Consider the following 22,716-nt stretch of genomic DNA (forward strand, 5'->3'; position numbering starts at 1 on the left):
GCGCCCGCGGCCGGCCAAGCCGGCGCTCCGGGGCCGGCCGCGCTCTAGGGTGAAGGCGACGGCGTGGCGCCGCCGACCTGGACCGCGGGCTTCTGCTCGTCCTGCTTGATCGAGTAGCGCACCAGCGCGCGGAGCACGTCGTTGCGCTGGACGTTCCCGAGCAGGCTCTTCATGTCCTCGTAGATCGACGGATCGACAAGGAGCGCGCCGAGCGTCCCCTTGCCCGCCCTCATGTCGTGCACGATCGCCCGCAGATCGCCCGTCATCGCCGTCACGTTGGCGAGCGCCTCGGCGCCGTCGCCCTTGCCCCCGTAGAGGGCGTCGTGCGCGAGGCTGTCGCTCTCGCGGATGCCCCGCAGCGTCATGGCGACCTCATCCGCGGCGCTCCCGAACTGCTGGATCTGCTTCTGCGGGCCGTCGCCATAGATGACGTCGTGCGCGAACCCGGGCCCCTCCTTGACGCGGGAGACGACCCCACGCACCTCGCGCAGCGTGCCCGCGAGCTCCGTGCTCACGCGGTCGAGGCTCGCCAGGGTGCGCGAGATGCGCTCGGCCTCCTCGGGGTCGGTCAGGAAGCGGTGCGGGTAGCCCTCGCCCTCGGTCACCTGCTTCATCAGCGTGTTCGCCGAGGCGACCGTCTCGCGGAGATCCTTGTGCAGCTTCTCGTCGGCGATGTTCTCGGAGACCTTCTGGATGTTGTCGAGCGTCGCCTCGGCCTTCTCGGCCATGCCGGTCACCTTGCCCATCACGTCGGTCGGCACCTCGCCCGGGATCTGGCCGCCAGGGGGGACCGAAGCCTGGCTCTCGCCCTTCGTGATCTCGAGCATCTTGTCGCCGAGCAGGCCCTTGTTCGCGATCTGGGCCTTGCTGTCGGTCCGGATCCGGCTCGCCTCGCTCTCGACGACCTCGAGCTTCACATAGATCTTCGTGTCCTTCGGGTCGGGGCCGTAGCCGACCTCGGCGACATGGCCGATGTCGATGCCCCCCATGCGGATGGGCGCGCCCGGCTTCAGCCCCTGCACGTCGGCGAAGCTCGTCCCGAACTCGACCGAGGAGTCGAAGAGCCGTCGCTCATCGCCTATCAGGAAAATGACTACGGCGGAAAGCACAAGCCCCGCCAGCACAAAGAGTCCGACCTTCAGATCGCGCGCTCTGCCCATGCGGAAGGGCATCTTGCGCTATCTCGGAGGGATCGTCACGCGCCGAGAAGCGTCTGGACGTCTTCGTTCACCGGGGCGGTCCCGGTAATGAAATCGGCGACACGAGGATCTGTGGACGCGCGGAAGTCCTCCGGCGTGCCCGTCGCGATGACCTCGCCGCGGTAGATCATCGCCATTCGATCCGAGATCGAGAACGCGCTCTTCATGTCGTGCGTCACCACGATGCTGGTGACGTTGAGCGCCCCCTTGAGCCCCTTGATGAGGTGGTTGATGCGCTCGGTGTTGATCGGATCGAGGCCGGTCGTCGGCTCGTCGTAGAGGATCACCTCGGGCTGCACAGCGATGGCGCGGGCGAGGCCGACGCGCTTCTTCATGCCGCCGGAGAGGTCTCCCGGGCGCATCTGCTCGATGCCGGGCAGGCCGACGAGCGACAGCGCCCAGTGCACCCGCTCGGCGATCTGCGCCTCGGTCATCTCCTTGCGGAAGTGCTCGTGCAGGCCGTAGGCGACGTTCTCACCGACCGAGGTCGAGTCGAACAAGGCGCCACCCTGGAAGAGCATCGCGATGCGTTGACGCACCCCGGCGATGCGCGCCTCGCTCACGGTCGTGATTTCCTCACCGTGGAACTGGATACTTCCAGCGTCAGCGTCGAGCAGGCGGATGAGCAGCTTGAGCATGACGCTCTTGCCGACGCCCGATCCCCCCATGACGGTGATCGTCTCGCCCGGATACACCTCGAGGTTCAGGTCGCGGTAGATGACCTTCGGCCCGAAGGCCTTGCGCACATGCGAGAACCGGATCAGCGGCTCAGCCACGCGCGAACGCTAGCACGCCGCCAGGGCCCGCCGCGAACGCTCAGTCGACCGCCGCGATGTGCTCGATCCTGATCTCGACGGCGTCCCCGCCGCGCCACGCGTCGCGCCGGAGGCGGCCCACCACGTCGACGCGCCCGCCGGCGAGCCGGGACGCGAGCTCGCCCAGCTCGAAGCCGAAGCACGCGATCTCGCGGCGGGCGACGGTGAGCTCCAGCTTGAGGTGGCCCTTCAGGTTCCTCGCCGAGCGCACGGCCGCGCCCGCCACGAGGACGTGGGCGGCGCGGTTCCCCTCGCCGCACGGCTCGAGCCGCTCCAGGTCGCGCGCCACGGCCGCCGGGTCGTCGCGGTCGTCGAGCCGGGCGTGGGCGGTCGCGAGCCCCGCGCCGGCCGGGAGGTCCAGCGCGCGGAAGGCGTCGCACCACGCGGCCCGGAGCGCCTCGACGCGATCGGCGCGCACCTCGACGCCGGCCGCCGCCTGGTGGCCGCCGAAGCCGACGAGCTCGGCGCTGCAGCGGACGAGCGCGTCGTGGAGCCGCGCGCCGGACGGTCCGCGCACGGAGCCGCGCCCCTTCGCGCCCTCGAGGGCGATGACGATCGTCGGCTTGCCGAAGCGCGCCGTGAGCCTGCCCGCGACGATGCCGACCACGCCGGGGTGAAAGCCCTGCCGCGCAACGACGATCGCCGGGTCGCGCTCGAAGCCGGCGCGCTCGATCTCGGCGAGCGCTGCCGCGAGCATCTCGTCCTGGATGGCCCGCCGCTTCATCTGCGCCTGCTCGACCGTCGCGGCGAGCGCCGAGGCGGTCACGCTGTCCTGCGTGAGCAGGAGCTCCAGCGAGATGTCGGGGTCGCCGAGCCGGCCCGGCGCGTTGAGGCGCGGCGCGATGCGGAAGGCGACGTCCTCGGCGGAGGCGCCGCGCCCGAGGTCGAGGTTGGCGAGCGCCGCGAGCGCGCGGAGCCCGGGACGGGGCCCGGTCTGGAGCACGCCGAGGCCGGCGCGCACGAGCGCGCGGTTGTCGCCGGTCAACGGCGCGACATCGGCGACGGTGCCGATGGCCACGAGGTCGAGGTACGGGCGGAGATCGAGCGACGAACCGAGCTTCTTGCGCACGGCGGCGAGCAACGAGAGCGCGAGCCCGCACGACGCGAGCCCCTTGTAGGGGAAGCCGCAGTCGGCGCGGTGCGGGTTCAGGAACGCGATCGCGGGGAGCGGATCGGCCGGCACGAGGTGGTGGTCGATGACGACGCAGTCGATGCCGGCGGCGCGCGCGGCGGCGAGCCGCTCGTGGTCGCTGGAGCCGCAGTCGCACGTGATGAGCAGCGTGGGGCAGGCCCGCAACACGCGCTCCAGCGCGGGCGCCGAGAGGCCGTAGCTGCCCTCGGCGCGCGTCGCGAGGAGCGGCACCACCTGGCCGGACATGGCGCGCAGCGCGCCGGTCATGATCGCCGTCGCGGTGATCCCGTCGCAGTCGTAGTCGCCGAAGACAGCGATCCGCTCGCCGGCGCGCACGGCGCGCGCGATCCGCTCGGCGCTCGCCTCGCGGTCGGCCATCGCGTCGGGAGAGGTGAGGTGCGAGAGCCGAGGGTCGAGGAAGCGCCGGGTCGCGTCGTCCGGAGCGCGGCCGGCCCGGTGCAGGATGTCCGCCACCGTGATCGAGAGGCCGAGCTCGCGGGCCATCGCGAGCGCCTCGGCCGACGCCTCGCCCGGATCGGCGATGCGCTCGGCGCAGGGCGCGCCCGCGCCGCCTCGCGCGGCGGGCGTCGGCGCCTCGCGCTCGGCGAGCTCTTTCCAGGCCTCGGTGGCCGTGCTCGTCATCGCAGGAACGGGTACACCGACGCCACGGAGGCGTCTACGGCCTGGGGTCGGGCATCGCGAGCGAGCGCGGCCACGACGCCAGGCGAGGCGCTCAGACGACCGCGTCGGCGCGCTTCTGCGCGCGCACGCGGCTCACCTTCTTGCGCTTGGCGCCGTTCGAGCCGAAGAACCGGCGATCGATCCACTCGGTGAGCGGCGCGGCGACGTAGATGGAGGAGTACGTGCCGACGACGATGCCGACCACGAGCGTGAAGGCGAAGTCCCGGATCACGCCCGTCCCGTAGAAGAGAAACATGACGAGCGACAGAAACGTCGTCAACGACACGAGGATCGTGCGGCCGAGCATCTCGGAGAGCGAGAAGTTGATGACGGCCGCGAAGCTCATGTCGCGGTGCTTCGCCAGGTTCTCGCGGATACGGTCGTAGACGACGACCGTGTCCGTGATCGAGTAGCCGACGATCGTGAGCAGCGCGGCGACGGTGGAGAGCGTGATCTCGCGCTGCGTGATCACCATGGCGCCGAGCGCGATGCCCACGTCGTGGACCAGCGCGAGGATGCCGCCCGGCGCGAACCGGACGTCGAACCGGAACGCGATGTACACCATGATGAAGAAGATCGTGATGAGGACGCTCTTGATGGCCGCGTCGCGGAGCTGCGCGCCGGCCTTCGGCCCGATCCACTCGACCCGGAGCGCCTGGTCCGGCACCTTGTCCGCGCCGAGGTGCTGCCGGAGGCCGTCCATGAGCTGGTCACCCTTGGACTTCAGGTGGATCTCGACCTTGTGGTCGCGCTCGCTGACGATCAGCGGGTTGTTCGCGCCGGGCCTGATGTCGACCCCCTCGATGCCCTCGATCTGCTTCTTGATCCCCTCCAGGTCGGGCGCGACGTCATAGCGGGCGGAGATCTTGTCGCCGCCGGGGCTGAACTTGACCTCGGTCGCGCGCACCGCCGGCGGGCAGCGATCCTCGGGGACGGGGACGTTCTCGGGCGGCAGGCACATCCGATCGCGCAGCGTGGCCTTCTGCTGCTCCGACAGGGCGGAGACCTCGTGCACCCGGATGAGGTAGCGGTTCGGGTTGGTCTGATCCGCGACGGACACGACGTCAGGCGAGTCGAAGCCCGACTTGGTGACGGCCTCGCGGACCTCGGCGCTCGAGACAGCGCTGTTGAAGGCCACCTCGACCTCGGTGCCCCCCTTGAAATCGGTCCCGAGCTTCGGCCCCGGCACGATGAACGAGATGATCGACAGGAGGAGCAGCACGCCGCTGAGCCCGATGAAGAGCCAGCGCTTGCTCATGAAGTCGAACTGACGGCCAGGTTTGATGAGTTCCATCGTCGTGTCCCAGTCTCGGAGCGCCGCGCCCGCGGTCTCCCTCAGAAAGCCGGAGATCCGCGCTCGCGGCCTCCCTCAGGACGCGGAGCCCCGCGCCCGCGTCTACCTCAGCCGAGCGAGAGTGTCTTGATCTTCCGGCCGCGGACCGCCCAGTCGAACATCAGGCGGGTGCACACGACCCCCGTGAACAGGCTGATCGCGATCCCGACGATCAGCGTGATCGCGAAGCCCTTGATGGGGCCCGTGCCGTACTGCGCGAGGATGAGCCCCGAGATCAGCGTCGTCACGTGGCCGTCGAGGATGGCGCTGAACGCCTTGTCGTAGCCGACGTCGACCGCCGCCCGCGGGCTCTTGCCGGCCCGGAGCTCCTCCCGGATGCGCTCGTTGATCAGCACGTTGGCGTCGACCGCGATGCCCATGGTGAGCACCAGACCGGCGATGCCCGGCAGCGTCATCGACGCGCCGAACATCGCGAGCACGGCGATCTGCAGGATGAGGTTGAAGATGACGGCGACGTCCGCGATGAGCCCGGCGCGGCTGTAGATCACCACCATGAACACGACCACGAGCAGCCCGCTCGCGATCGCGCCCTTCATGCTCTGCTGGATGGCGTCCTTGCCTAGCGACGGGCCGATGCGCTGCTCGTTCGACGGGGAGATCGGGGCCGGCAGCGCGCCCGACCGGAGCACCAGCTCGAGCTTGCGCGCGTCCTGGAGCTGCTGATCCGGGTTCTGCGAGCCCATCGTGATCTGCGCGCGGCCGCCGCCGATCTTCGTCTGGATGACCGGCGCGCTCTCGACCTTCTCGTCGAGGATGATCGCGAACCGCCGCTTGATGTTCCTGCCGGTGATGTCCTCGAACCGGTCCGCGCCGAGCGGCGTGAACTCCATCGACACGTACCAGCCCCCGAGGCCGCCCTCGCTCTGGTCGGGCAGCGCCTGGGCGTCGCGCACCATGTCGCCCGTGATCTCGGCCTTGCTGAAGAGGAAGTACGTCCGCCAGCCGATCTCCTCGATGGCGTCCTTCTCCTCGTTGTACTCGTACAGCTTGCCGTAGCCGACCTCGTTGTCCGGCGGGACCTGGAGCGTCCCGACCCACTCGCGCAGTCGCTTCAGGGTGTCGCGCATCTCCTCGTGCTCTGCGCGCACCATGCGGGCGAAGTGGACCGGCTTGGTCTTCCCGGGGCCGACAGGAGCGTTCTCGATCGAGAACGTCAGCCCCTTCGGGAGGTCCTCCTCCTTGGCGCTCCTGGCGATCGGCTCGAAGAAGTCCTGGTCGTCGTCGACCATCTTGAACTCGAGCCGCGCCGTCTGGCTGATGATCTCGCGGATCGTGTTGAAGGCGTTCTCGTCGTCGCCGGGGACCTCGATGATGACGTCCTCGTCGCGCGTCGAGACACTCGCCTCCTTGAGGCCGAGGCCGTCGACGCGGCGGAGCACCGTCTCCTTGGCCTGCGTCACCGCCCGCTCGCGGATGCCGCTCGACACCTCGTCGCGGATCCGGAACCGCGCGACGTTGCGGTCCACCGAGCGCTGGAGCTGCAGCTCGCCCAGGAACTTCGAGAGGAACTCGTCGTTGATCTTCTCGGAGTCCGCCGGGTCGTTGAAGGTGATGACGATCGTGTCGGCCTGCTCGCGCGACTTCTCGATGCGGAGCTTCGTCTGGAGCTTCTGCATCTCCTCGATCGTCGGCGGCTTGTCGCCCTGGGTGAACCCGAACGACCTCGAGAGCGCCCCGCGCAGGTCGTCGTAGTACCGGTCGCGCTTGTCGCTGATCGCCTCGTCGACGTCGACCGTGTAGACGAGCCGGAGGCCGCCCTTCAGGTCGAGCCCGCGCACCAGGCGGAACGGGATGTTCGAGGTGAGGAAGCGGCTGAAGCCGAGCTCCCCGCGCTGCGCCCTGGTCTCCTGCTCCGACAGCTCCTCGGACGACAGGCCCGACTGGTCGGGGCGGCCGTGCCGCTCGTCGTGGTAGGTCGGGTAGATGCAGAGCGCCGAGCCGAGCGCGAGGAACAGCACGAAGCCCGTCTTGGCCCGCCACGCGAAGTCGATCCACGGGCCGGCGCAGAGCAGCGCCCACGGCACCATCAGCCCGAACGTCGCGAGGGCCCAGAACACGTGGTAGTGGGCCGCGATCGCGGCGGCGCCCGCGGCGAGCGCCGCCCAGGCGAAGACGCCGCGCCGCGGACGGCTGAGCCACGCGCCGAGGAGGCACAGACCGGCGACGCCGGCGAACCCGAACTGAAAGATGTTTAGGAGCATGGAATGTGGCGCCGCGGGGGGCGGTAAAAAGCTTCCTGGTGGGCCTAGCGCCGGCCTACGACTTCTTGTCCTTCGCCGGTTCCTTCGCCTTGTCGGCGACCTTGGCGTCTGCCGCCGCGACCTCGCCCGGGTCCGGGCCCTGGATCGCGCTCTTCAGGATCTGCACGTTCACGCCGGGGGCGATCTCCAGCTTGACCCTCGGTGAGTTCGGGCTGAGGTCGGTGATCCTGCCGAGGATCCCGGACTGGGTATAGACCCGGTCGCCCACCTTGAGGTTCGATTCGAGCTGCTTCTGCTTCTTGTTCTGGCTCCTCGTCATCACGAAGATGAGCAGCAGCGGCAGCGCCAGGATGAGGAACGAGAAGGCCCCCCCGCCGAACGGCCCGGGCGGCGCCTCCCCTCCGGACGGCGGCGGCGACGGTTGACCTTCGACCGGCGCTGCGGGCGCGTTGCCCGCGCGCCCGGGGGCGGCGTTCGGCTGGAACCAGTTTGAGCTTGCCAAGGTGACGCGTCTCTCCGGGACCCGACGGGGCTCGCCCGCAAATTGCGGGCCTCTCCCAACCCCCCGGGGCCCGCCTCCATACCCAGGATCCAAGGGTCGCGCAAGGAGCTAGGCGGGCAGCCTCACCCGGACACTCGAGGAATCCAGCGTTGCGGGCTTTTCCGCTCCTGAGCTGTCGCGCCCCGCACCGCGGGCTCACCGAGGGAGCGCCGCGGCGCGGCGTCAGCCGTCGCTGCCGAACACGATGTGCCGGCGGGCCCGCTCGCCGCTCGCGATCTCCGCGAGCGACAGGCGCACGTCGCGCTCGGTGATCGTGCCGTCGATCGTCGCGAACGTCGCGGAGAGGATCGGCGGGATGCGCCCGACGCCGGGTAACCCCGGGGCCCACGTGAGCGCGTCCGCGAACGCGGCCTTCACCCCGGCAGCGACGGGCCCGTAGGGGGCGAGCGGCACGTCGAGCGGCTCGAGCACCACGATGGCCCTGGCCCGTCCGAGGGTCTTCACCACCTCCGCGCCGAAGAACGGGCGGAGCGCGCGCACGCCCACGAGGCCGACGCGCCGGCCCTGCGCGCGCAGGCTGCGCACGACCTCGCGGGCCGCCGGGAAGGCGCAGCCGACGGCGACAAGGATCTCCTCCGCGTCGGCGGTGTCGACGCGCTCGATGACGCCGAGCGACCTGCCGGTCAGCTCGCAGAGCTCCCGCATGGCGCTGGTGAGCGCGAACGGCACGCGCGCGCAGAAGCTCCGCTCGGCCCGCTTGCGCACGACGCCGCGACCCTGCGGGCGAGGGCCCCCGTCGCCGTCGCTCTCGCCGGGCGCCGCGTCGATGAAGGTCGGCGGGGTCCGCTCTGCGCCCAGGAACCGGGCGGCGAGCTCCCGCGCGCCGCCGAGGCCGGACACGTCCGACGGCAGCGCGTCGACCAGGTGCAGGAAAGGCGTCTCGCTGTCCTCGGCGGCGCGCCGCGCCACGAGCGCCATGTCGGCGGCCTCCTGGCTGCTCCACGTGACCAGCACCCCCGCGCCGACGTCGAGCGCCGGCGCGAGCTCGTGGCGCCCCACGGCCGGCCCGCCGCGCCGCTCGATGACGTGCACGGTGAGCGGCGTCCGCACCGCCGCCGCCTCGCCGAGCGCGGCGAGGGCCCCGACGAGCTCGTGGGCGCCCAGCACGACGCTCGCCCGCTGCCCGGCGCGCGTGCGCGCCACGGCGCCGCGGATCGCCTCGGTGGCGCTCGCGGCGCGCTCGATCGGCAGATCGCCGGGCACCGCCGCGTGGGCGGCGAAGAGCGCGACCCCCGCGGCCACCTCGACCACCGCGATCACCGCCGCCGGATCCGGCGGCGAGCCCAGACCGTCAGGTCCTGCCATCCAGCCGTTCGTCACCCGAGCCGCACCCGAGGTCAAGCGCGACAGCGCTCGGAATCGCGCGCGACGACCAGCCTGAAGTGGCGCGGCGATCACGATGCCCGTCTCTGGACGTAAGCGTTGATCGGCGCGACTCGGTGGTTCGCCGTGGCTCAGCAAACCCGAGAGGCGAGCTTTCACGCCCCTGTGCCGCGCGCGGCACAGGGCGGCCGGCTGGCATCTCGCGCAGCACACCCCCACGGCACAGGGCGATCGCCCGCTCGAGCTCCGGCGCCGAAGGCGAGGAACGTCAGCCAGCACCGGCGAGGGCGCGGTGCCGGCCGCGCCGGCGGGGTGCCGCCGCGCGAGCCTGCTCGCCCAAAAAGCGGTCGCGAGAAATTGATCGCTTGACGGAGCCGTACGCCCTTGATAGGAGGCGCTCTCCGTTTCGTCGGCCTCACGCCGAGCGGGCGGGACATAGGCGCGTAGCTCAGTGGTAGAGCACTACCTTGACACGGTAGGGGTCGCCGGTTCGAAACCGGCCGCGCCTACAAATCTGCAGGAGACTTAGCCTGCGAGGTTTCATGGCCCTCGATCAGACAGCCCAGGCCGCCTCGGCGGCCCGCACCACGGTGCGCGAGGCTCTCGCCGACGACATCGCCAAGGACCGCACTGTCATCGGCGCCCGCGTCAACGGGCGCCTCCTCGATCTCCACACTCCCATCCTCCGCGACGAGGCGACCCGGATCGAGCCGGTCCGGACGACCGATCCGGACGGCCTTCGCATCATCCGGCACTCGACGGCGCACATCATGGCCGACGCCGTGCAGCGCCTGTTTCCGGGCACGAAGGTCACGATCGGGCCGGCCATCGAGGCGGGCTTCTATTACGACTTCGACAAGCCGAGCGGCCCCTTCACGGACGAGGATCTCGCCAAGATCGAGGCGAAGATGCGCGAGATCATCGCCGCGGGCCGCCCCTTCCGGCGCGACGTGGTGAACCGCGAGGCGGCGCACGAGCTCTTCGCGCAGATGGGCGAGACGTACAAGCGCGAGCTCATCGACGCGATCCCGCCTGGCGAGGACGTCTCGCTCTACCGGCACAGCGACGGCGAGCGCGAGTGGGTCGACCTCTGCGAGGGGCCGCACGTGCCGGACGCCTCGGTGCTCCAGGCCATCAAGCTGGTCAGCGTGGCGGGCGCGTACTGGCGCGGCGACGAGCGCAACCCGATGCTCCAGCGCATCTACGGCACGGCGTTCCCCAGCCAGGCGGCGCTCGACGAGCACCTCAAGCTCCTCGCGGAGGCGAAGGAGCGCGACCACAGGAAGCTCGGCAAAGAGCTCGAGCTCTTCATGTTCCACGAGTACGCGCCGGCGATGCCGTTCCTCCTGCCGCGCGGCGCGCACGTCTACAACGCGCTCGTCCAGTACATGCGCGACCTCTACGTCGACTACGGCTACGAGGAGGTCATCACCCCGCAGATCTTCGACAAGCGGCTGTTCGAGACGAGCGGCCACCTGCCGAACTACCGCGAGAACATGTACCTGCCGGTCACGGCGGAGCACCTGGACGCGGCGCGGCTCTCGCTCCGGCTCGGCGTCTCCCCGGGGGAGGCAGACGCGGCGAGCTACAAGGAGGCCGACACGAAGCGCGACGCGGCCGTCCTGGAGCAGCTCGCCGAGCTCGAGCGGCTCGCGCAGAAGCCGATGAACTGCCCGAGCCACTGCCTCATCTTCGGGCAGCGTCGGCGCAGCTACCGCGAGCTGCCGTGGCGGCTCGCCGATTTCGGGCGGCTCCACCGGTACGAGCGCGGCGGCGTCGTCCACGGGCTCGCCCGGGTGCGGAGCTTCTGCCAGGACGACGCCCACATCTTCTGCGCTCCGGAGCAGATGCAGGGCGAGATCCAGGGGTTCCTGCGGCTCCTGCTCGAGGTGTACGCGGCGTTCCGGTTCGCCAGGATCGACATCAAGCTCGCGACCCGGCCCAAGAAGCGCATCGGCACCGACGCGCAGTGGGACGCCGCCGAGGGGGCGCTCGCAGACGCGCTGAAGCAGGCCAGCCTCCCCTTCGAGATCGCGCCCGAGGAGGGCGCGTTCTACGGCCCGAAGCTCGAGTTCCACGTCGAGGACGCGCTGCGCCGGAGCTGGCAGCTCGGCACCATCCAGGTGGACTACGCGCTGCCCGACCGGTTCGAGCTCGAGTACACAGGCGCCGACGGGGCCGCCCACCGCCCCGTGATGCTCCACCGGGCGATCCTCGGCTCGCTCGAGCGGTTCTTCTCGGTGTACCTCGAGCACATCGGGGGCGCCTTCCCGGCCTGGCTCGCCCCGGAGCAGGCGATCATCGTGACGGTCAGCGAGAAGCAGGCCGCCTACGCCGAGGAGGTGGTCGCCCATCTCCGGAGCCGCGGGCTCCGCGCGAGGGCCGACCTCAGCTCCGACAAGCTCGGCGCCAAGATCCGGGCGGCACGGCTGACGCGTGTCCCGTACGTTGTCGTGGTCGGCGACAAGGAGGCCGAGGGCCGCAAGGTCGCCCCCCGGTCGCGCGACCTGAACAAGGACCTCGGGGCGATGCCTCTCGAGGAGTTCGCTGACCGGCTTGCCGCGGAGTCGAGGCCCCCTCGCCTCGCCGTGAGCTCATCGAGTTCGTGACCTGCCGTTCCGTCCGGATCCTCCCGCCGGCAGGCCCCTCCCCCACTCCCGTCGAGCCTGGTTGCCCCGGGCTCCGGAACGCCCGAACGCTGCGGCGGCTGTCGTGCTTGCCGCCGTTGCCTGCGGCGCTGAGTCAGGCGACATTGGCATGGTGATGGCCGCCGCGACCGGTATCGGTCGCGCAGCGGCGGTCCGTCGCTTTCAGATCACAGAACACAAGGAGGCAGGGAAATATCACATGGCGATGAGACGCTTCGACCCCCGGCAGGCCCAGAGGGGGCCGCAGATCCGCATCAACCAGCGCATCCGCGTCCCGGAGATCCGCGTCATCGGCGATGACGGCGAGATGCTCGGCATCATGCAGACCCACGAGGCGCTGCGCCGGGCACAGGAGAAGGGGCTGGATCTCGTCGAGGTCAACCCGAAGGCGGATCCTCCGGTCTGCAAGATCCTCGACTTCGGCAAGTACAAGTACGACGAGAAGAAGAAGGCCCGCGAGGCGAAGCGCAAGCAGAGTGTGGTGGAGATCAAGGAGATCAAGCTCCGTCCCAAGACGGACGATCACGATCTCGAGTTCAAGACCAGGGCTGCGCACCGGTTCCTCGGCGCCGGTCACAAGGTGAAGTTCACCGTGCGCTTCCGCGGCCGCGAGATCACGCACCCGGAGAAGGCGCAGGAGCAGCTCGACTGGATCGTCCAGCACTGCGAGGAGATCGCGAACGTCGAGGTGCGCCCGATGATGGAGCAGCGCACGATGACGCTGATGATGGCGCCCAAGCCCGCCATCCTGCAGAAGGTCGCGCAGGCCCGCGCCGCCGCCGAGAAGGCCCGCCAGAAGGCGCTCCAGGAAGGACGCGCCGCTCCGACGACGGACGACGCGGAGGACGAGGAGATCGAGAAGCTCGAGAGGCAGCTCGAAGAGCAGGACGACGACGACGACGACGACGAGGCCGAGGGGAACGCGTAAAGCGCCCGACGAGAGCGCGCCACGACGCTTGCGGCGCCAGCAGCGCGGCGCCTGCGGCGGTGCGCGCTCGTCACGGCGTCAGTGCGCGCCCGCCGCGGCGTCAGTGCGGGATCAGGCCGCCGAACCACGCGCCCGCGGCGAGGACCGCCAGCGCAGCGACGATCAGCACAGCCGTCACGGCGCCGCCCCCTGCCCGGGCCGGAGGGAGCGGCCCCGGATCCAGGTCGCGCGGGGGCGCCACGGCGAGCGGCGCCAGCGCGGGCGAGGGCGGCGCAGCGCGCTGCAGCCCGGGTGCGTGCTGCGGGGAGGCCAGGGTCGTCTCGGGCCTCCTCTCGAAGGGCTGCTCGGCGAGCGGCGGCGGCATCCGCGGCGCGAGCGGCGGCGGCGCGAGCGGCGGCGGCGCGAGCGGCGGCGGCGCGAGCGGCGGCGGCGCGAGCGGCGCGAACGGCGGCGGCTCCGCGGGCCGGGGCGGAGGAGCTGCCGGCAGCGTCGGGGGCGGGGCGAGCAGCTCGGGCTCCTCGAGCGCGGCCAGGTTGCCCGCCTCGACCGACACTGCGGCCAGGGACCGCCGCATGAGGTCCTCTCCGGGCGCCGATACCTTGATCTCGTCGGCCCACTTCCCGATGTCCTCGAAGGCCGAGATCTTGAGCGGCTCGTTCAGCCGCGCGGTGCTCGGCGCCACCTTGTCGTCCGGGATCGACGTGAACTCGAGCAGGGTCTCCTCGATGAGCCTGTCGATGAACGACGCCTTCTCCGACGCGGGGGCGCGCCTCCGTAGCGCCATGGCGCTGCGGACGTGCTCGGCGATGTCGTAGGCGCTGACCGCCCGGCCGAATCTGTAGAGGAAGTTCGTGAGATCGCGGCCGAACTCGCGCGCGGAGCCGTAGCGATCGCCGGGCTCGCGGGCGAGCGAGCGGGCGATGATGCGGTCGAGCTCGGGGGGAACGGCCTTGTTGATCTCGGAGAGCGGCGGGATCTGCGCCTGCTGCACGAGCTTGACGGTCTGGTAGTCGGTGTCGCCGAGGAAGAGCCGCTTCCCGGCGAGCATCTCCCAGAGGATGGCGCCCACCGCGAAGATGTCGGTGCGGTGATCGACCTCCAGGCCCTGCGCGGCCTCGGGCGAGAGGTAGCTGAACTTGCCCTTGATGATCCCCGCCTCGCTCTTCTCGAGCTGGCTCGTGGCCTTGGCGAGGCCGAAGTCGACGATCTTCACCTCGCCGTACTTCGTGATGAGCACGTTCGGGGGCGACATGTCCCTGTGCACGATCTGGAGCGGGTGCCCGTCGGCCGCCTTGAGCTCGTGGGCGTAGGTGAGCCCCTCGCAGAGCTTCGCGGTGATGAACACCGCGGACTCGACCGGGAGCGTGCGGCCCGCCTTGCGCATCGACTCGAGGACGGCCTTCAGGTCGGCGCCGTCCACGTACTCCATCACGATGAAGTACGCGTTGTCGCCGACGCCGATGTCGAACACCTGCGCGACGTTGGAGTGCGAGAGGTGCGCGGACAGCCGCGCCTCGTCGAGGAACATCGCGATGAAGCGCTTCTTCTCGCTGAGGTGCGGGAGCACGCGCTTGATCGCGACCTGCTTCTTGAACCCCTCGATCCCCGCGCTCTCCGCGAGGAACACCTCGGCCATGCCGCCCGAAGCGAGCCGCTCGACGACCCGATAGCGCTGCTGCTGGTGGGCTTCCGTCATGCTCCGCCTAGTACATCACGTCCCACGCTGTGCGCGGAAACAACCGGCTCTTCCCCCCGGCGCCCTGCGCGCGACGCGCGCAGGCGTGTGCCTTGTTACGAGCGCGTTCGAGGTCCAGAGGACGCGCTCCCGACGCGGGCAGCGACGAGGACGGGCTTCCTGACGCGGCGCGGGCTCAGCCCGTGATCGCGCTCCTCGCGAACGAGCGAGGCGCTGGCGTGAGCGGCACCGCCACGGCGCGCGGGCGGCTCCTCGGCGCGAGCAAGGCGCGCTGGCGCGGCGTCAGCTCGAGCTGCGCGGCGGCGCGCTGGCGGCGATCGTCGAGCTCCGCGGCGAGCATGTCCTTCACCATGTCGAGCAGCTCCGGGAGGCCCGAGAGGCGCAGCCCGATGTCGTTCGTCCAGAGGATCACCTCGAGCTCGCCGTCAGGCGCCCTCGCCTCCGGATCCCAGGCGAACACGGTCTCGGCCGCCGCGTCGATCCCGAACGGGACGAGCGCGCTCCGCGCGCCGTAGCGGCCCCGCACCATCGCCGGCGCGGCGTCGCGATCGCCCGCGCCGCGCGCCTGCTCGCTCTCGCAGTGCTCGAGCACCATCCGCCCGACATCCACGTACGAGCCGCGCGCGAGCGCGCGCACCCCGAGCAGGCTGGCGCCCTCGAAGAGCTGCGGCCAGCCGTCGTGCCGCGCGAGCAGCTCCCGGTAGCTCGGCGGCAGCGACATCCCGAGGCGACGCTCGACGCCGGCGATCGCCGCCTCGGACGCTCCCGCCGGCGGCGCGATCGGCATCCCCCGCCGCGGATCCATCCGCGCGAGCTCCAGCTTGAGCGCGCGGATGCGGTGCATCGACTCGAGCCACTTCATGCGCGCGACCCTACGCGCCCGTCGGTTGAAGGAGCAAAAAACGCGCGACGCCCGGCGCCGCGACGCGTCCGCGGCCCGCGGAGCGCCGGCGCTTGACAGTCATTTGCGCTGGCGGCACGGTGCTTGCGTGGCCGGCTCGGGGTCCTGGACATCGCTTCGCACAGCGCGCACCGCCTTCGTGGTGGCGGGCGTCACGTTCGTGTTCGTGTCGCTCGCGACCGCGTGCCTCGACTACGCGGGCGAGGAGCTGTTCGATCGGTGCGACACGCCCGCGGCGCCGCTGCCCGGCTCGGGCTCCGGCTCGGGCGCGATCGTCGACGCAGGCGCGCCGGGCGCGGATCAACCGGACTGCGGCGCGCCGACGCACGCGCCCGGATCGGGCTCCGGCTCGGGCTCGTGAGGGAGGAGCGGCGCGACGCGCTCGCCCTCGCCGCGCTCACCGCCGCCGCGCTCGCCTCCCGCCTGCTGTTCCGCATCGACCACGACGAGGACATCGACGCGCTCCGGTTCGCGCTCGGCGTGGAGCGCTTCGACGTGGCCGAGCTCCGCCCGCACGCGCCGTACTACCCCGTGTTCATCGCGGCGGCGAAGGGGGCCGCGCTGCTCGGCGCGACGCCGCGCGCCGCGCTGGGCCTCGTCAGCGCCGCGTCGGGCGCGGCCACCGTCGCCTTCACCGCGCTGCTCGCGCGCGCCGTCGCCGGGCGGCGCGCCGCGGTGCTCGCCGGCGTGCTCGCGCTCGCCTCGCCGTTCCTGTGGCTCTCTTCCGAGAAGCTCCTCAGCGACATGACCGGCGCCGCTGTGACGACCGCGGCGCTCTGGCTCTGCGCGCGCGCCCGGCGCCTCGGCAGCGCAGCGGGCGCCACGTCCGCCGCGCGGCCCGAGGCCGGTCCGCTCGACGCGCAGCCCGAGGACGGCCCTCTCGACGCGCGCGCGGCGCGTCTGCGCACGGGCGCGCTCGTGCTGCTCGGCGTGGGGCTCGGCGTGCGGCTCTCGTACTTCCCGTTCGCGCTCGCCTGCCTCGCCGCCATCGCCCGCGCCGAGGGCGGCCGCGCCGCGTGGCTCGCGCGCGGCCGCGACCTCGCGACCGGCGTGCTCCTGTGGCTCGTGCCGCTCGTGCTGATCGCGACGCCGCGCGACCTCGTCGCCGCGACGTGGGTCCAGGGGATCGGGCACTTCACCCGCTGGGGAGGCACGGCGATCACCGTCTCGTCGCCGCTCGATCGCCTCCACGGCGTTGTCTGGGGCCTCTGGGCCAACGGCCTCGGCGGAGCGTGGCCGGACGCCCCGGCGGCGCGGTGGCTCGGCGCGCCGCTCCTGATCGCGCTCCTCGTCGCCGCGGCGCGCCGCGCCGCGCCCCTCCGACGCGCGGCGCGCGCGGCGCGCGATCAGCCGGAGCTCTGGGCCTCCGCGCTCGCCTATTTCGTGTGGGCGCTCCTCGGGCAGAACATCGCCTACAAGCCGCGGCACTGGCTGCCGCTCGTCCCGCTCCTCCTCGTCGCCCTCGCCGCCGGCGCGGCGTCGCTCGTGCCTGCCGCCGCGGCGCGCGCGCCGCGCCTGCTCGCGATCCGCGCCGCTGCGCCCGCCGTGCTCGCCGCGGCGCTCGCGGCGCAGTGGTTCGCGGACGGGATCTCCCTCGCGCGCCAGCACCGGGATCCCTCGCCGGCGGCCGCGATCGTGGGCTTCCTGCGCGACGCCGACGCCGAGCAGCGGCCCGTGATCACGCGCGACCTCGACCGGATGATCCTGGAGGGCGCGCCGGGCCGGCGGCCGGTGCGCGTCCGCAGCGACGCCGCGCTTGTGCGCGCCCTCGAGCAGGCCGGCCCCGGCGGCGCGCTCATCACCAGCGAGGCGCTCTCTCGGGAGGCGCGCGACGCGCTCGCCGGCCGCGGCTACGCGATCTCGACCCGCTTCGCGCGCCCGCGCTCGCGCTACGTCGACGCGCTCTGGAGCGATCTCTCCCTGATCGAGGCGGTGCCCTCGGCGCCTCCGGCCGCTCCGGCGCTGCCGCGCCCGCCGCGCGACGCGACAGCGCGCTGAGAACGAGGTTGACCTCCGTTTTCAGGGGCGCGAAGACTCGCGCCCTGCCGAGCGCCTCGCCGGGCGACCGGCCCTCGTCCATGAAAGCGACCTCGTCCTTGCGGCCTCGCCCTGCGGGTGTCGCCCTCAGCGCGCTGCTGCTGTCCCTTGCCGCCGCCACGCCGGCCGCCGCGCAGCCCGCGGCGGCACCTCAGCCTGCGGCACCGCCGCCCGCGGCGGCACCTCAGCCCGCTGCCCCTCAGCCCGCTGCGACCCCGGAACCCGCTGCGACCCCGGAACCCGCAGCGGCCCCGGAACCCGCGGCGGCACCTCAGCCCGCTGCCCCTCAGCCCGCCGAGGATGGCCCGGTCCTCGATCTCCCCCCCGAGCACGCCGCGCCGCCGCCCGAGGCGCCGAAGCCCGCCGTCGGCCTGGGCGCTGGAAAGGCGCCGGACCACGAGCTCGCGCGCGGCCTGACCGAGCAGCGGTTCCGGAGCGCCGCGGCGAGCACCAGCAGCACATCCATCGGCGGCTACGGCGAGGTGCAGGTCCGCGGCACCACGACGGGCCGCGAGGGCGAGCGCGCGTGGGTCGCCGACATCCCGCGGCTCGTGCTCTTCGTGGCGCACGAGTTCACGAGCGACATCCGGTCCTACGTCGAGATCGAGGTGGAGCACTCGCTGTCCTGCGCGGGCTGCCCCGGCGCCGCGGAGCTCGAGCAGGCGTACCTCGAATGGAACGTCGCCGGCCGCGCGCTCGGGCTGCGCGCCGGCCTCGTGCTCGTCCCGATGGGGATCATCAACCAGTGGCACGAGCCGCCCGTGTTCCACGGCGTGGTCCGGCCCAAGGTGGAGACCGTCGTCATCCCCTCGACGTGGCGCGAGATCGCGATCGGCGCCTTCGGCCAGCCGCTCGACTGGCTGCGCTTCGAGGCCTACGCGATGACCGGCCTCGATCCGCTCGGCTTCCGCGCCGGCGGCCTCGCCGGCGGGCGGCAGAGCGGCGCGCTCGCCCGCGCCAACGCGTGGGCAGGCGTCGCCCGCGTCGAGGCCGAGCCGCTGCTCGGCGTGATCGCCGGCGCCTCCGTGTACGCGAGCGACGCAGGCCCGAACGGCGACGGAAAATTCTTCCTTCGTGACGGCACACAGGTCGACCTCACGATCCCGGTCATCGGCTGGTCGCTCGACGCGCGCTGGCGCAGGAGCGGCATCGAGGCGCGGGCCCTGTTCGCCCAGTGGCACCTCCCCGAGGCGCGCGCGCTCATGGTCTCGTTCAACGCGAGCGGCGCGCCCAATTTCATCGACCCCACGAGCCCCACCGGCAGCCGGATCCGCGGCGGCTACGTCGAGGCCGCCTACGACGTGCTCCGCCCGCTCGACCTCGGCCACGAGCTGCTGCCGTTCGCGCGCCTCGAGGCGTACGACACGCAGTCCGCGGTGCCCGAGGGCTTCGCGGCGAACGCGTCGTACGGCGTCCGCGAGCTCACGCTCGGCGCCTCGTACAGGCCGACCCAGGGCGTCGTGCTCAAGGCCGACTACCAGCTACGCGACCGCACGCTGGGGTTCGACCAGACGCAGCTCAACGTCGGGCTCGGGTTCATGTACTGAGCGCACGGGCCGAGGGCACGCCATGTCACTCCGCCCAGACGACGCGGGGCCCGAGCGCCTCGTCGTCGGCGCCGGCATCTCCGGCCTGTACGCCGCGCTGCTGCTCGCGCGCGCCGGCCGGCGCGTGCGCCTCCTGGAGCGCGCGGCGCGCCCCGGCGGGCTCGCGGGCGCCGAGGTGTTCCGCGGCCTGCCGTGCGATCTCGGCTCGCACCGGCTCCACCCGGCCGCGCTCGATCAGCCGCTCTTCCGCGAGGTGCACGCGCGCGCGCCGTTCCTCACGCGCCCGCGGCGCGGGGTGCTCGTGCTCGGCGAGCGCCATGTCCCCTACCCTCCGAGCGCCCCCTCGATGCTCCGCGCGCTCGGCCTCCGCGCCGGCGCCGCGATGGGCCTCGGCTTCGTGGCGCAGCGCAGCCGCCGCGCGGCGTTCGCGCGCTGGGAGCGCGACCGCGCGATCGCGGGCGAGGACGTCGGCTTCGAGCGGTTCGTGCGCGATCGCGTCGGGGCGGCCGCGTACGCCTCGTTTTACAGGCCCTACGCCGAGAAGGTCTGGGGCATCCCGCCGGCCGAGCTCTCCCAGACGGTCGCGAAGAAGCGGATCAGCACGACAAGCCCGCTCGCGCTCTTCAAGGAGCTCGCCCGCGCGCGCGGCGGCGCCGCGGCGGACCTCGCGCGGTTCGTCTACCCGCCGGGCGGCATCTCGTCGATCATCGCGTACCTCGAGGCGCGGCTCGCCGAGGCCGGCGTCCGGGCCGAGTGCGGCGCCGCCTTCGACCTCGCCGCGCTGGGCGCGCGCGCCGGCGCGGCGCCGGTCCTTTTCGCGGGCGACCTCGCGGACCTCGTGCCCGACGCGCGCCTCGAGCACCGCGGGCTCTACCTCGTCTACCTCGCCTACCCGCGCGCGCGGGTAGGCACGCCGGAGACGTACTACTGCCCCGACCCGCGCTTCTGGTTCGGCCGCGTCTCCGAGCTGCAGAATTACGCGCCCGATCTGCGCCGCCCCGGCGAGACGGTGCTGTGCGTGGAGATCCCCGAGGGGGCCTGGGGCCGCGGGCGCGACTTCGCCGCGGGCCGGCCGCTGGAGGCGCTGCTCGACCAGCTCGTGCGCGCGGGCATCGCCCCGCGCGGGGTCGCGCCGGTCGAGGCCCGGCAGCGCTTCGTGCCGAACGTGTACCCGCTCTACCGCCGCGGCTGGCTCCAGGACTGGCGCGCGGCGATGCGCCGCGCCGCCGCGCTCGGCGCGCTCCCGTTCGGGCGGCAGGCGCTGTTCCTGCACTGCAACCTGGACCACTGCGCCGCCATCGCGGCCGACGCGGTGGCGCACGTCGAGGCCGGCCAGAGCCCGGAAGCGTGGGTGTTGAACGCGGAGCGTTACCTCGACGTGCAGGTGCGCGACTGAGGCCCCAGGCCGCTGAAACGACGGGATTCACCGCCCGAACGCTGTTGACTCTGACTTTCATGAGTGACAGGTTCGTCTGAGCTTTGATGCGTGCTTCCCGTACTGGCCACTTCGCCGCCGCCGCCGCGTTCGCGCTCCTGCTCGCGGCGCTCCCTGCCCACGGCGCGACGTACTGGACGGTCCCGGCCGTCCTGAAGAGCTTCTTCGCGAGCTCGAAGAAGGTCGGGTACCGCAAGGTCGTCCTGAGCGACGCGGAGGCGCAGGAGCTCGGCAAGAAGCTCGGGGCGCCGGTCAAGCACGCGTGGGTGGTGTACGTCGCGGAGTCGGACGGCAAGACCGACGGCTACGCCATCAAGGACGAAGAGAAGGGGATGCACGAGCCGATCGACTTCGCCGTGAAGTTCTCGACGGCCGGCGCGGTGGAGCGGATCGAGATCCTGGAGTACCGCGAGGCGTACGGCGACGAGGTCCGCGGCGATCGCTTCCGCGCCCAGTTCCACGGCAAGACAGCGAACGACCCGATCACCGCGGGCAAGGACATCGACATCGTGTCGGGCGCGTCCATCTCGTCCCGCTCCGTGGCGCTCGGCGTCAAGCGCGACACGCTCGTCCTCCAGCTCGCGCTGAAGCGCGGCGGGCTGTGAGAGACTTCACCGCGGCAGCGGGGCGGCTCAGGTCGCTCTCGCTGGGCGCCAAGCTCCTGTACACGGCGTTCACCGTCGCGTCCGTGATCGGCCTGCTCGTGTCGTGGCGCCTCTACGGGGCGATGGTGCACGACGCAGGGTCCGCCGGGTACTATGCGGGCGCGGCGGTGGTCGCGCCCGCCCCGACGCAGACGGCCGCCCCGGCCGAGGGGCCGGCGCTCGACCTCGGCCCGGAGCTCGATCTCCCCGCGACGCCGGAGACGCCGCGGGTCCTGGTGGAGCAGATCTCCGAGCGGAAGCTGCTCGAGGTGACCCACTTCCACCTCTTCTCCGTGCCCGTCTACGTGCTGATCCTCGCGCACCTCTGGCTGCTCGCGAGGCTGCCGTCGTGGCTGCACACCGCCGGCGTCGTGGCCGCGGTCTTCACGAGCGGGCTGCACATGGCGGCGCCGTGGCTCATCCGGGGCGCGCCCGGCGCGGCGGCGCTGATGCCTGTCTCCGGCGTGGCGATGCTCGTGTCGCTCGGCGCCATGGCGGTCGTCTCGACAGTGGACATGTGGTCGCCGAGGCGGTCGCGGCGGGGCGAGGCGCCGCCGCCCTCGGAGGCAGAATAGGGCGCGCCCGCGCCCACGACGCCGGGGACTCGGCCGAGCGGCGGGGAGACCAGCTCCAGCCGGGCGTCAGCAGGGTGGGTTTCCCGACCCGCTCGAAGCAGCAGCCACAGCCCCTCGCGCGTCAACGCCCGCCCGACGCGGGCTCCTCACCGCCGCGCGCCCCGCTTGAGCCAGCGGGACGTGAGCGACCAGGCGAGCTCCAGCGCGTCCTTGCTCTCGAACGGCTTGCGCAGGAGCCGCAGCTCGGGCCGCTTGAGGCGCCGGATCACGTCGTGCCATGAATAATCCGAGTAAGCGCTGCAGATCACGGCCTCGATGTCCGGGCACTCGCACCAGATCCGCTCGATCGTCTCGATGCCGTCCCAGCCCGGCGGCATCCGCATGTCCACGAACATCAGCGCATAGGGGCGGCCGGTCCGCTGCATCCGCCTGGCCTTCTCGAAGCCCTCCTGACCCTGGCACACGCCGTCCACCTGGAACGTTGTCCTCGCGACGGGCGCGGGCGCCCCGAAGATCGCCGCGTCGAGCGCGTCGAGGTCCGACGCCGCCCCGGAGTCCGGGCAGAGGAGCTTCTGGAAGTCACGGTGAATGGCCGGGTTGTCGTCGATGACAAGGACCCTGCGGACATCGCTCCCTTGCGTGGAGTCAGGTCCCGTCCAGGAGGGCGCGGGGGGCGGCGACAGGAAGCGCGACGGCCCCCCCTGGGTGACCGTCGCCGTCATCTGACCGAGGAGCCTGTCGCTGCTGCTCATCAGGAGGTCTTGGCCCCGGACACGACAGCGGGCGCCGGATCGCTCGCGTCCCGCTCGCAGACAGTGAACCGGCGCCGCCTGGACAAGTCCCACCCCCACTGAACGCAGCCCCTCCGACGAGCGACAGCGCCAAAGCCATTGTGCTGAATGCTCTTTAGTAAAGAACTTTTTATTTCGAAGCAAGCGTGTTTCGAACATCCCAGTCGGCGAGACGCATGAAGCCCAATGCGCGCGTGGTGCCGTGTTGAACAATTGAACAAGGAGGGGAAGCGCGCTGTATCAGCAG

Annotated in this window: 18 protein-coding genes and 1 tRNA gene; 9 read left to right on the forward strand and 10 right to left on the reverse strand. The window is 72.0% G+C overall.

What is annotated here, in order from left to right:
* Positions 1 to 44: 44 nt before the first annotated feature.
* From WMF42_RS22995 to WMF42_RS23025, 7 genes are all read right to left on the reverse strand, one after another.
* The gene (locus WMF42_RS22995; RefSeq protein WP_233562060.1) at positions 45 to 1,160 is read right to left on the reverse strand and encodes an MlaD family protein; all 1,116 of its coding nucleotides are present in this window, start codon (positions 1,158 to 1,160) and stop codon (positions 45 to 47) included.
* A 35-nt stretch (positions 1,161 to 1,195) separates the two neighbouring features.
* Positions 1,196 to 1,975 carry an ABC transporter ATP-binding protein gene (locus WMF42_RS23000; RefSeq protein ID WP_437684700.1) on the reverse strand — a complete coding sequence of 260 codons (780 nt, stop codon included), beginning with the start codon at positions 1,973 to 1,975 and terminating at the stop codon, positions 1,196 to 1,198.
* A gap of 40 nt (positions 1,976 to 2,015) precedes the next feature.
* Entirely contained in the window at positions 2,016 to 3,788 is a 1,773-nt protein-coding gene (gene recJ, locus WMF42_RS23005) for a single-stranded-DNA-specific exonuclease RecJ (RefSeq protein WP_437684702.1), read from the reverse strand.
* 91 nt (positions 3,789 to 3,879) lie between these two features.
* On the reverse strand, positions 3,880 to 5,121 hold the full coding sequence (gene secF / locus WMF42_RS23010; RefSeq protein WP_437684704.1) for a protein translocase subunit SecF: 1,242 nt from the start codon (positions 5,119 to 5,121) through the stop codon (positions 3,880 to 3,882).
* Between the two features lie 107 nt (positions 5,122 to 5,228).
* On the reverse strand, positions 5,229 to 7,382 hold the full coding sequence (gene secD / locus WMF42_RS23015; protein ID WP_061610629.1) for a protein translocase subunit SecD: 2,154 nt from the start codon (positions 7,380 to 7,382) through the stop codon (positions 5,229 to 5,231).
* Between the two features lie 55 nt (positions 7,383 to 7,437).
* Positions 7,438 to 7,884 (reverse strand): preprotein translocase subunit YajC, encoded by a 447-nt coding sequence (gene yajC, locus WMF42_RS23020; RefSeq protein ID WP_061610630.1) that lies wholly within the window; start codon positions 7,882 to 7,884, stop codon positions 7,438 to 7,440.
* A gap of 222 nt (positions 7,885 to 8,106) precedes the next feature.
* A complete protein-coding gene (locus WMF42_RS23025) occupies positions 8,107 to 9,249 on the reverse strand; it encodes a transketolase (RefSeq protein ID WP_437684706.1) in 1,143 nt (380 codons plus the stop codon).
* Between the two features lie 455 nt (positions 9,250 to 9,704).
* On the opposite strand from WMF42_RS23025, the gene WMF42_RS23030 reads away from it, so the two are divergent.
* The 3 genes from WMF42_RS23030 (at position 9,705) to infC (ending at position 12,843) form a co-directional block, all read left to right on the forward strand.
* Positions 9,705 to 9,776: transfer RNA gene (locus WMF42_RS23030), tRNA-Val, on the forward strand.
* 33 nt (positions 9,777 to 9,809) lie between these two features.
* Positions 9,810 to 11,876, forward strand: a complete 2,067-nt coding sequence (gene thrS / locus WMF42_RS23035; protein ID WP_061610631.1) for a threonine--tRNA ligase — start codon at positions 9,810 to 9,812, stop codon at positions 11,874 to 11,876.
* Between the two features lie 238 nt (positions 11,877 to 12,114).
* Positions 12,115 to 12,843, forward strand: coding sequence for a translation initiation factor IF-3 (gene infC, locus WMF42_RS23040; protein WP_061610632.1), 729 nt, complete (start codon positions 12,115 to 12,117; stop codon positions 12,841 to 12,843).
* A gap of 100 nt (positions 12,844 to 12,943) precedes the next feature.
* Here infC and WMF42_RS23045 read toward each other — a convergent pair whose 3' ends face one another.
* Positions 12,944 to 14,539 carry a serine/threonine protein kinase gene (locus tag WMF42_RS23045; RefSeq protein WP_437684709.1) on the reverse strand — a complete coding sequence of 532 codons (1,596 nt, stop codon included), beginning with the start codon at positions 14,537 to 14,539 and terminating at the stop codon, positions 12,944 to 12,946.
* A gap of 175 nt (positions 14,540 to 14,714) precedes the next feature.
* Positions 14,715 to 15,401 carry an SMI1/KNR4 family protein gene (locus tag WMF42_RS23050; protein WP_061609166.1) on the reverse strand — a complete coding sequence of 229 codons (687 nt, stop codon included), beginning with the start codon at positions 15,399 to 15,401 and terminating at the stop codon, positions 14,715 to 14,717.
* A gap of 127 nt (positions 15,402 to 15,528) precedes the next feature.
* Between WMF42_RS23050 and WMF42_RS23055 the strand changes: the two genes are divergently transcribed.
* The 6 genes from WMF42_RS23055 to WMF42_RS23080 all read left to right on the forward strand — a co-directional run bounded on the left by WMF42_RS23055 (position 15,529) and on the right by WMF42_RS23080 (position 21,678).
* The gene (locus tag WMF42_RS23055) at positions 15,529 to 15,801 is read left to right on the forward strand and encodes a hypothetical protein (RefSeq protein ID WP_437684711.1); all 273 of its coding nucleotides are present in this window, start codon (positions 15,529 to 15,531) and stop codon (positions 15,799 to 15,801) included.
* Positions 15,798 to 17,438: a hypothetical protein gene (locus WMF42_RS23060; protein WP_437684713.1), complete on the forward strand. Its 1,641-nt coding sequence runs from the start codon at positions 15,798 to 15,800 to the stop codon at positions 17,436 to 17,438. Before WMF42_RS23055 ends, WMF42_RS23060 begins: the two co-directional genes overlap by 4 nt.
* A 98-nt stretch (positions 17,439 to 17,536) precedes the next feature.
* Positions 17,537 to 19,024 carry a hypothetical protein gene (locus WMF42_RS23065; RefSeq protein ID WP_437684715.1) on the forward strand — a complete coding sequence of 496 codons (1,488 nt, stop codon included), beginning with the start codon at positions 17,537 to 17,539 and terminating at the stop codon, positions 19,022 to 19,024.
* Positions 19,025 to 19,046: 22 nt separating this feature from the next.
* Positions 19,047 to 20,420 (forward strand): protoporphyrinogen/coproporphyrinogen oxidase, encoded by a 1,374-nt coding sequence (locus WMF42_RS23070; protein ID WP_437684717.1) that lies wholly within the window; start codon positions 19,047 to 19,049, stop codon positions 20,418 to 20,420.
* An 86-nt stretch (positions 20,421 to 20,506) separates the two neighbouring features.
* Positions 20,507 to 21,064, forward strand: coding sequence for an FMN-binding protein (locus WMF42_RS23075; RefSeq protein WP_437684719.1), 558 nt, complete (start codon positions 20,507 to 20,509; stop codon positions 21,062 to 21,064).
* Positions 21,061 to 21,678, forward strand: a complete 618-nt coding sequence (locus WMF42_RS23080; protein ID WP_437684721.1) for a hypothetical protein — start codon at positions 21,061 to 21,063, stop codon at positions 21,676 to 21,678. Before WMF42_RS23075 ends, WMF42_RS23080 begins: the two co-directional genes overlap by 4 nt.
* A gap of 146 nt (positions 21,679 to 21,824) precedes the next feature.
* Here the strand turns inward: WMF42_RS23080 and WMF42_RS23085 are convergent, their stop codons facing one another.
* Entirely contained in the window at positions 21,825 to 22,430 is a 606-nt protein-coding gene (locus WMF42_RS23085; RefSeq protein ID WP_061609173.1) for a response regulator, read from the reverse strand.
* Between the last annotated feature and the right edge of the window lie 286 nt (positions 22,431 to 22,716).

Source organism: Sorangium sp. So ce176 (assembly GCF_051519835.1).
GTDB lineage: Bacteria > Myxococcota_A > Polyangia > Polyangiales > Polyangiaceae > Sorangium > Sorangium cellulosum_G.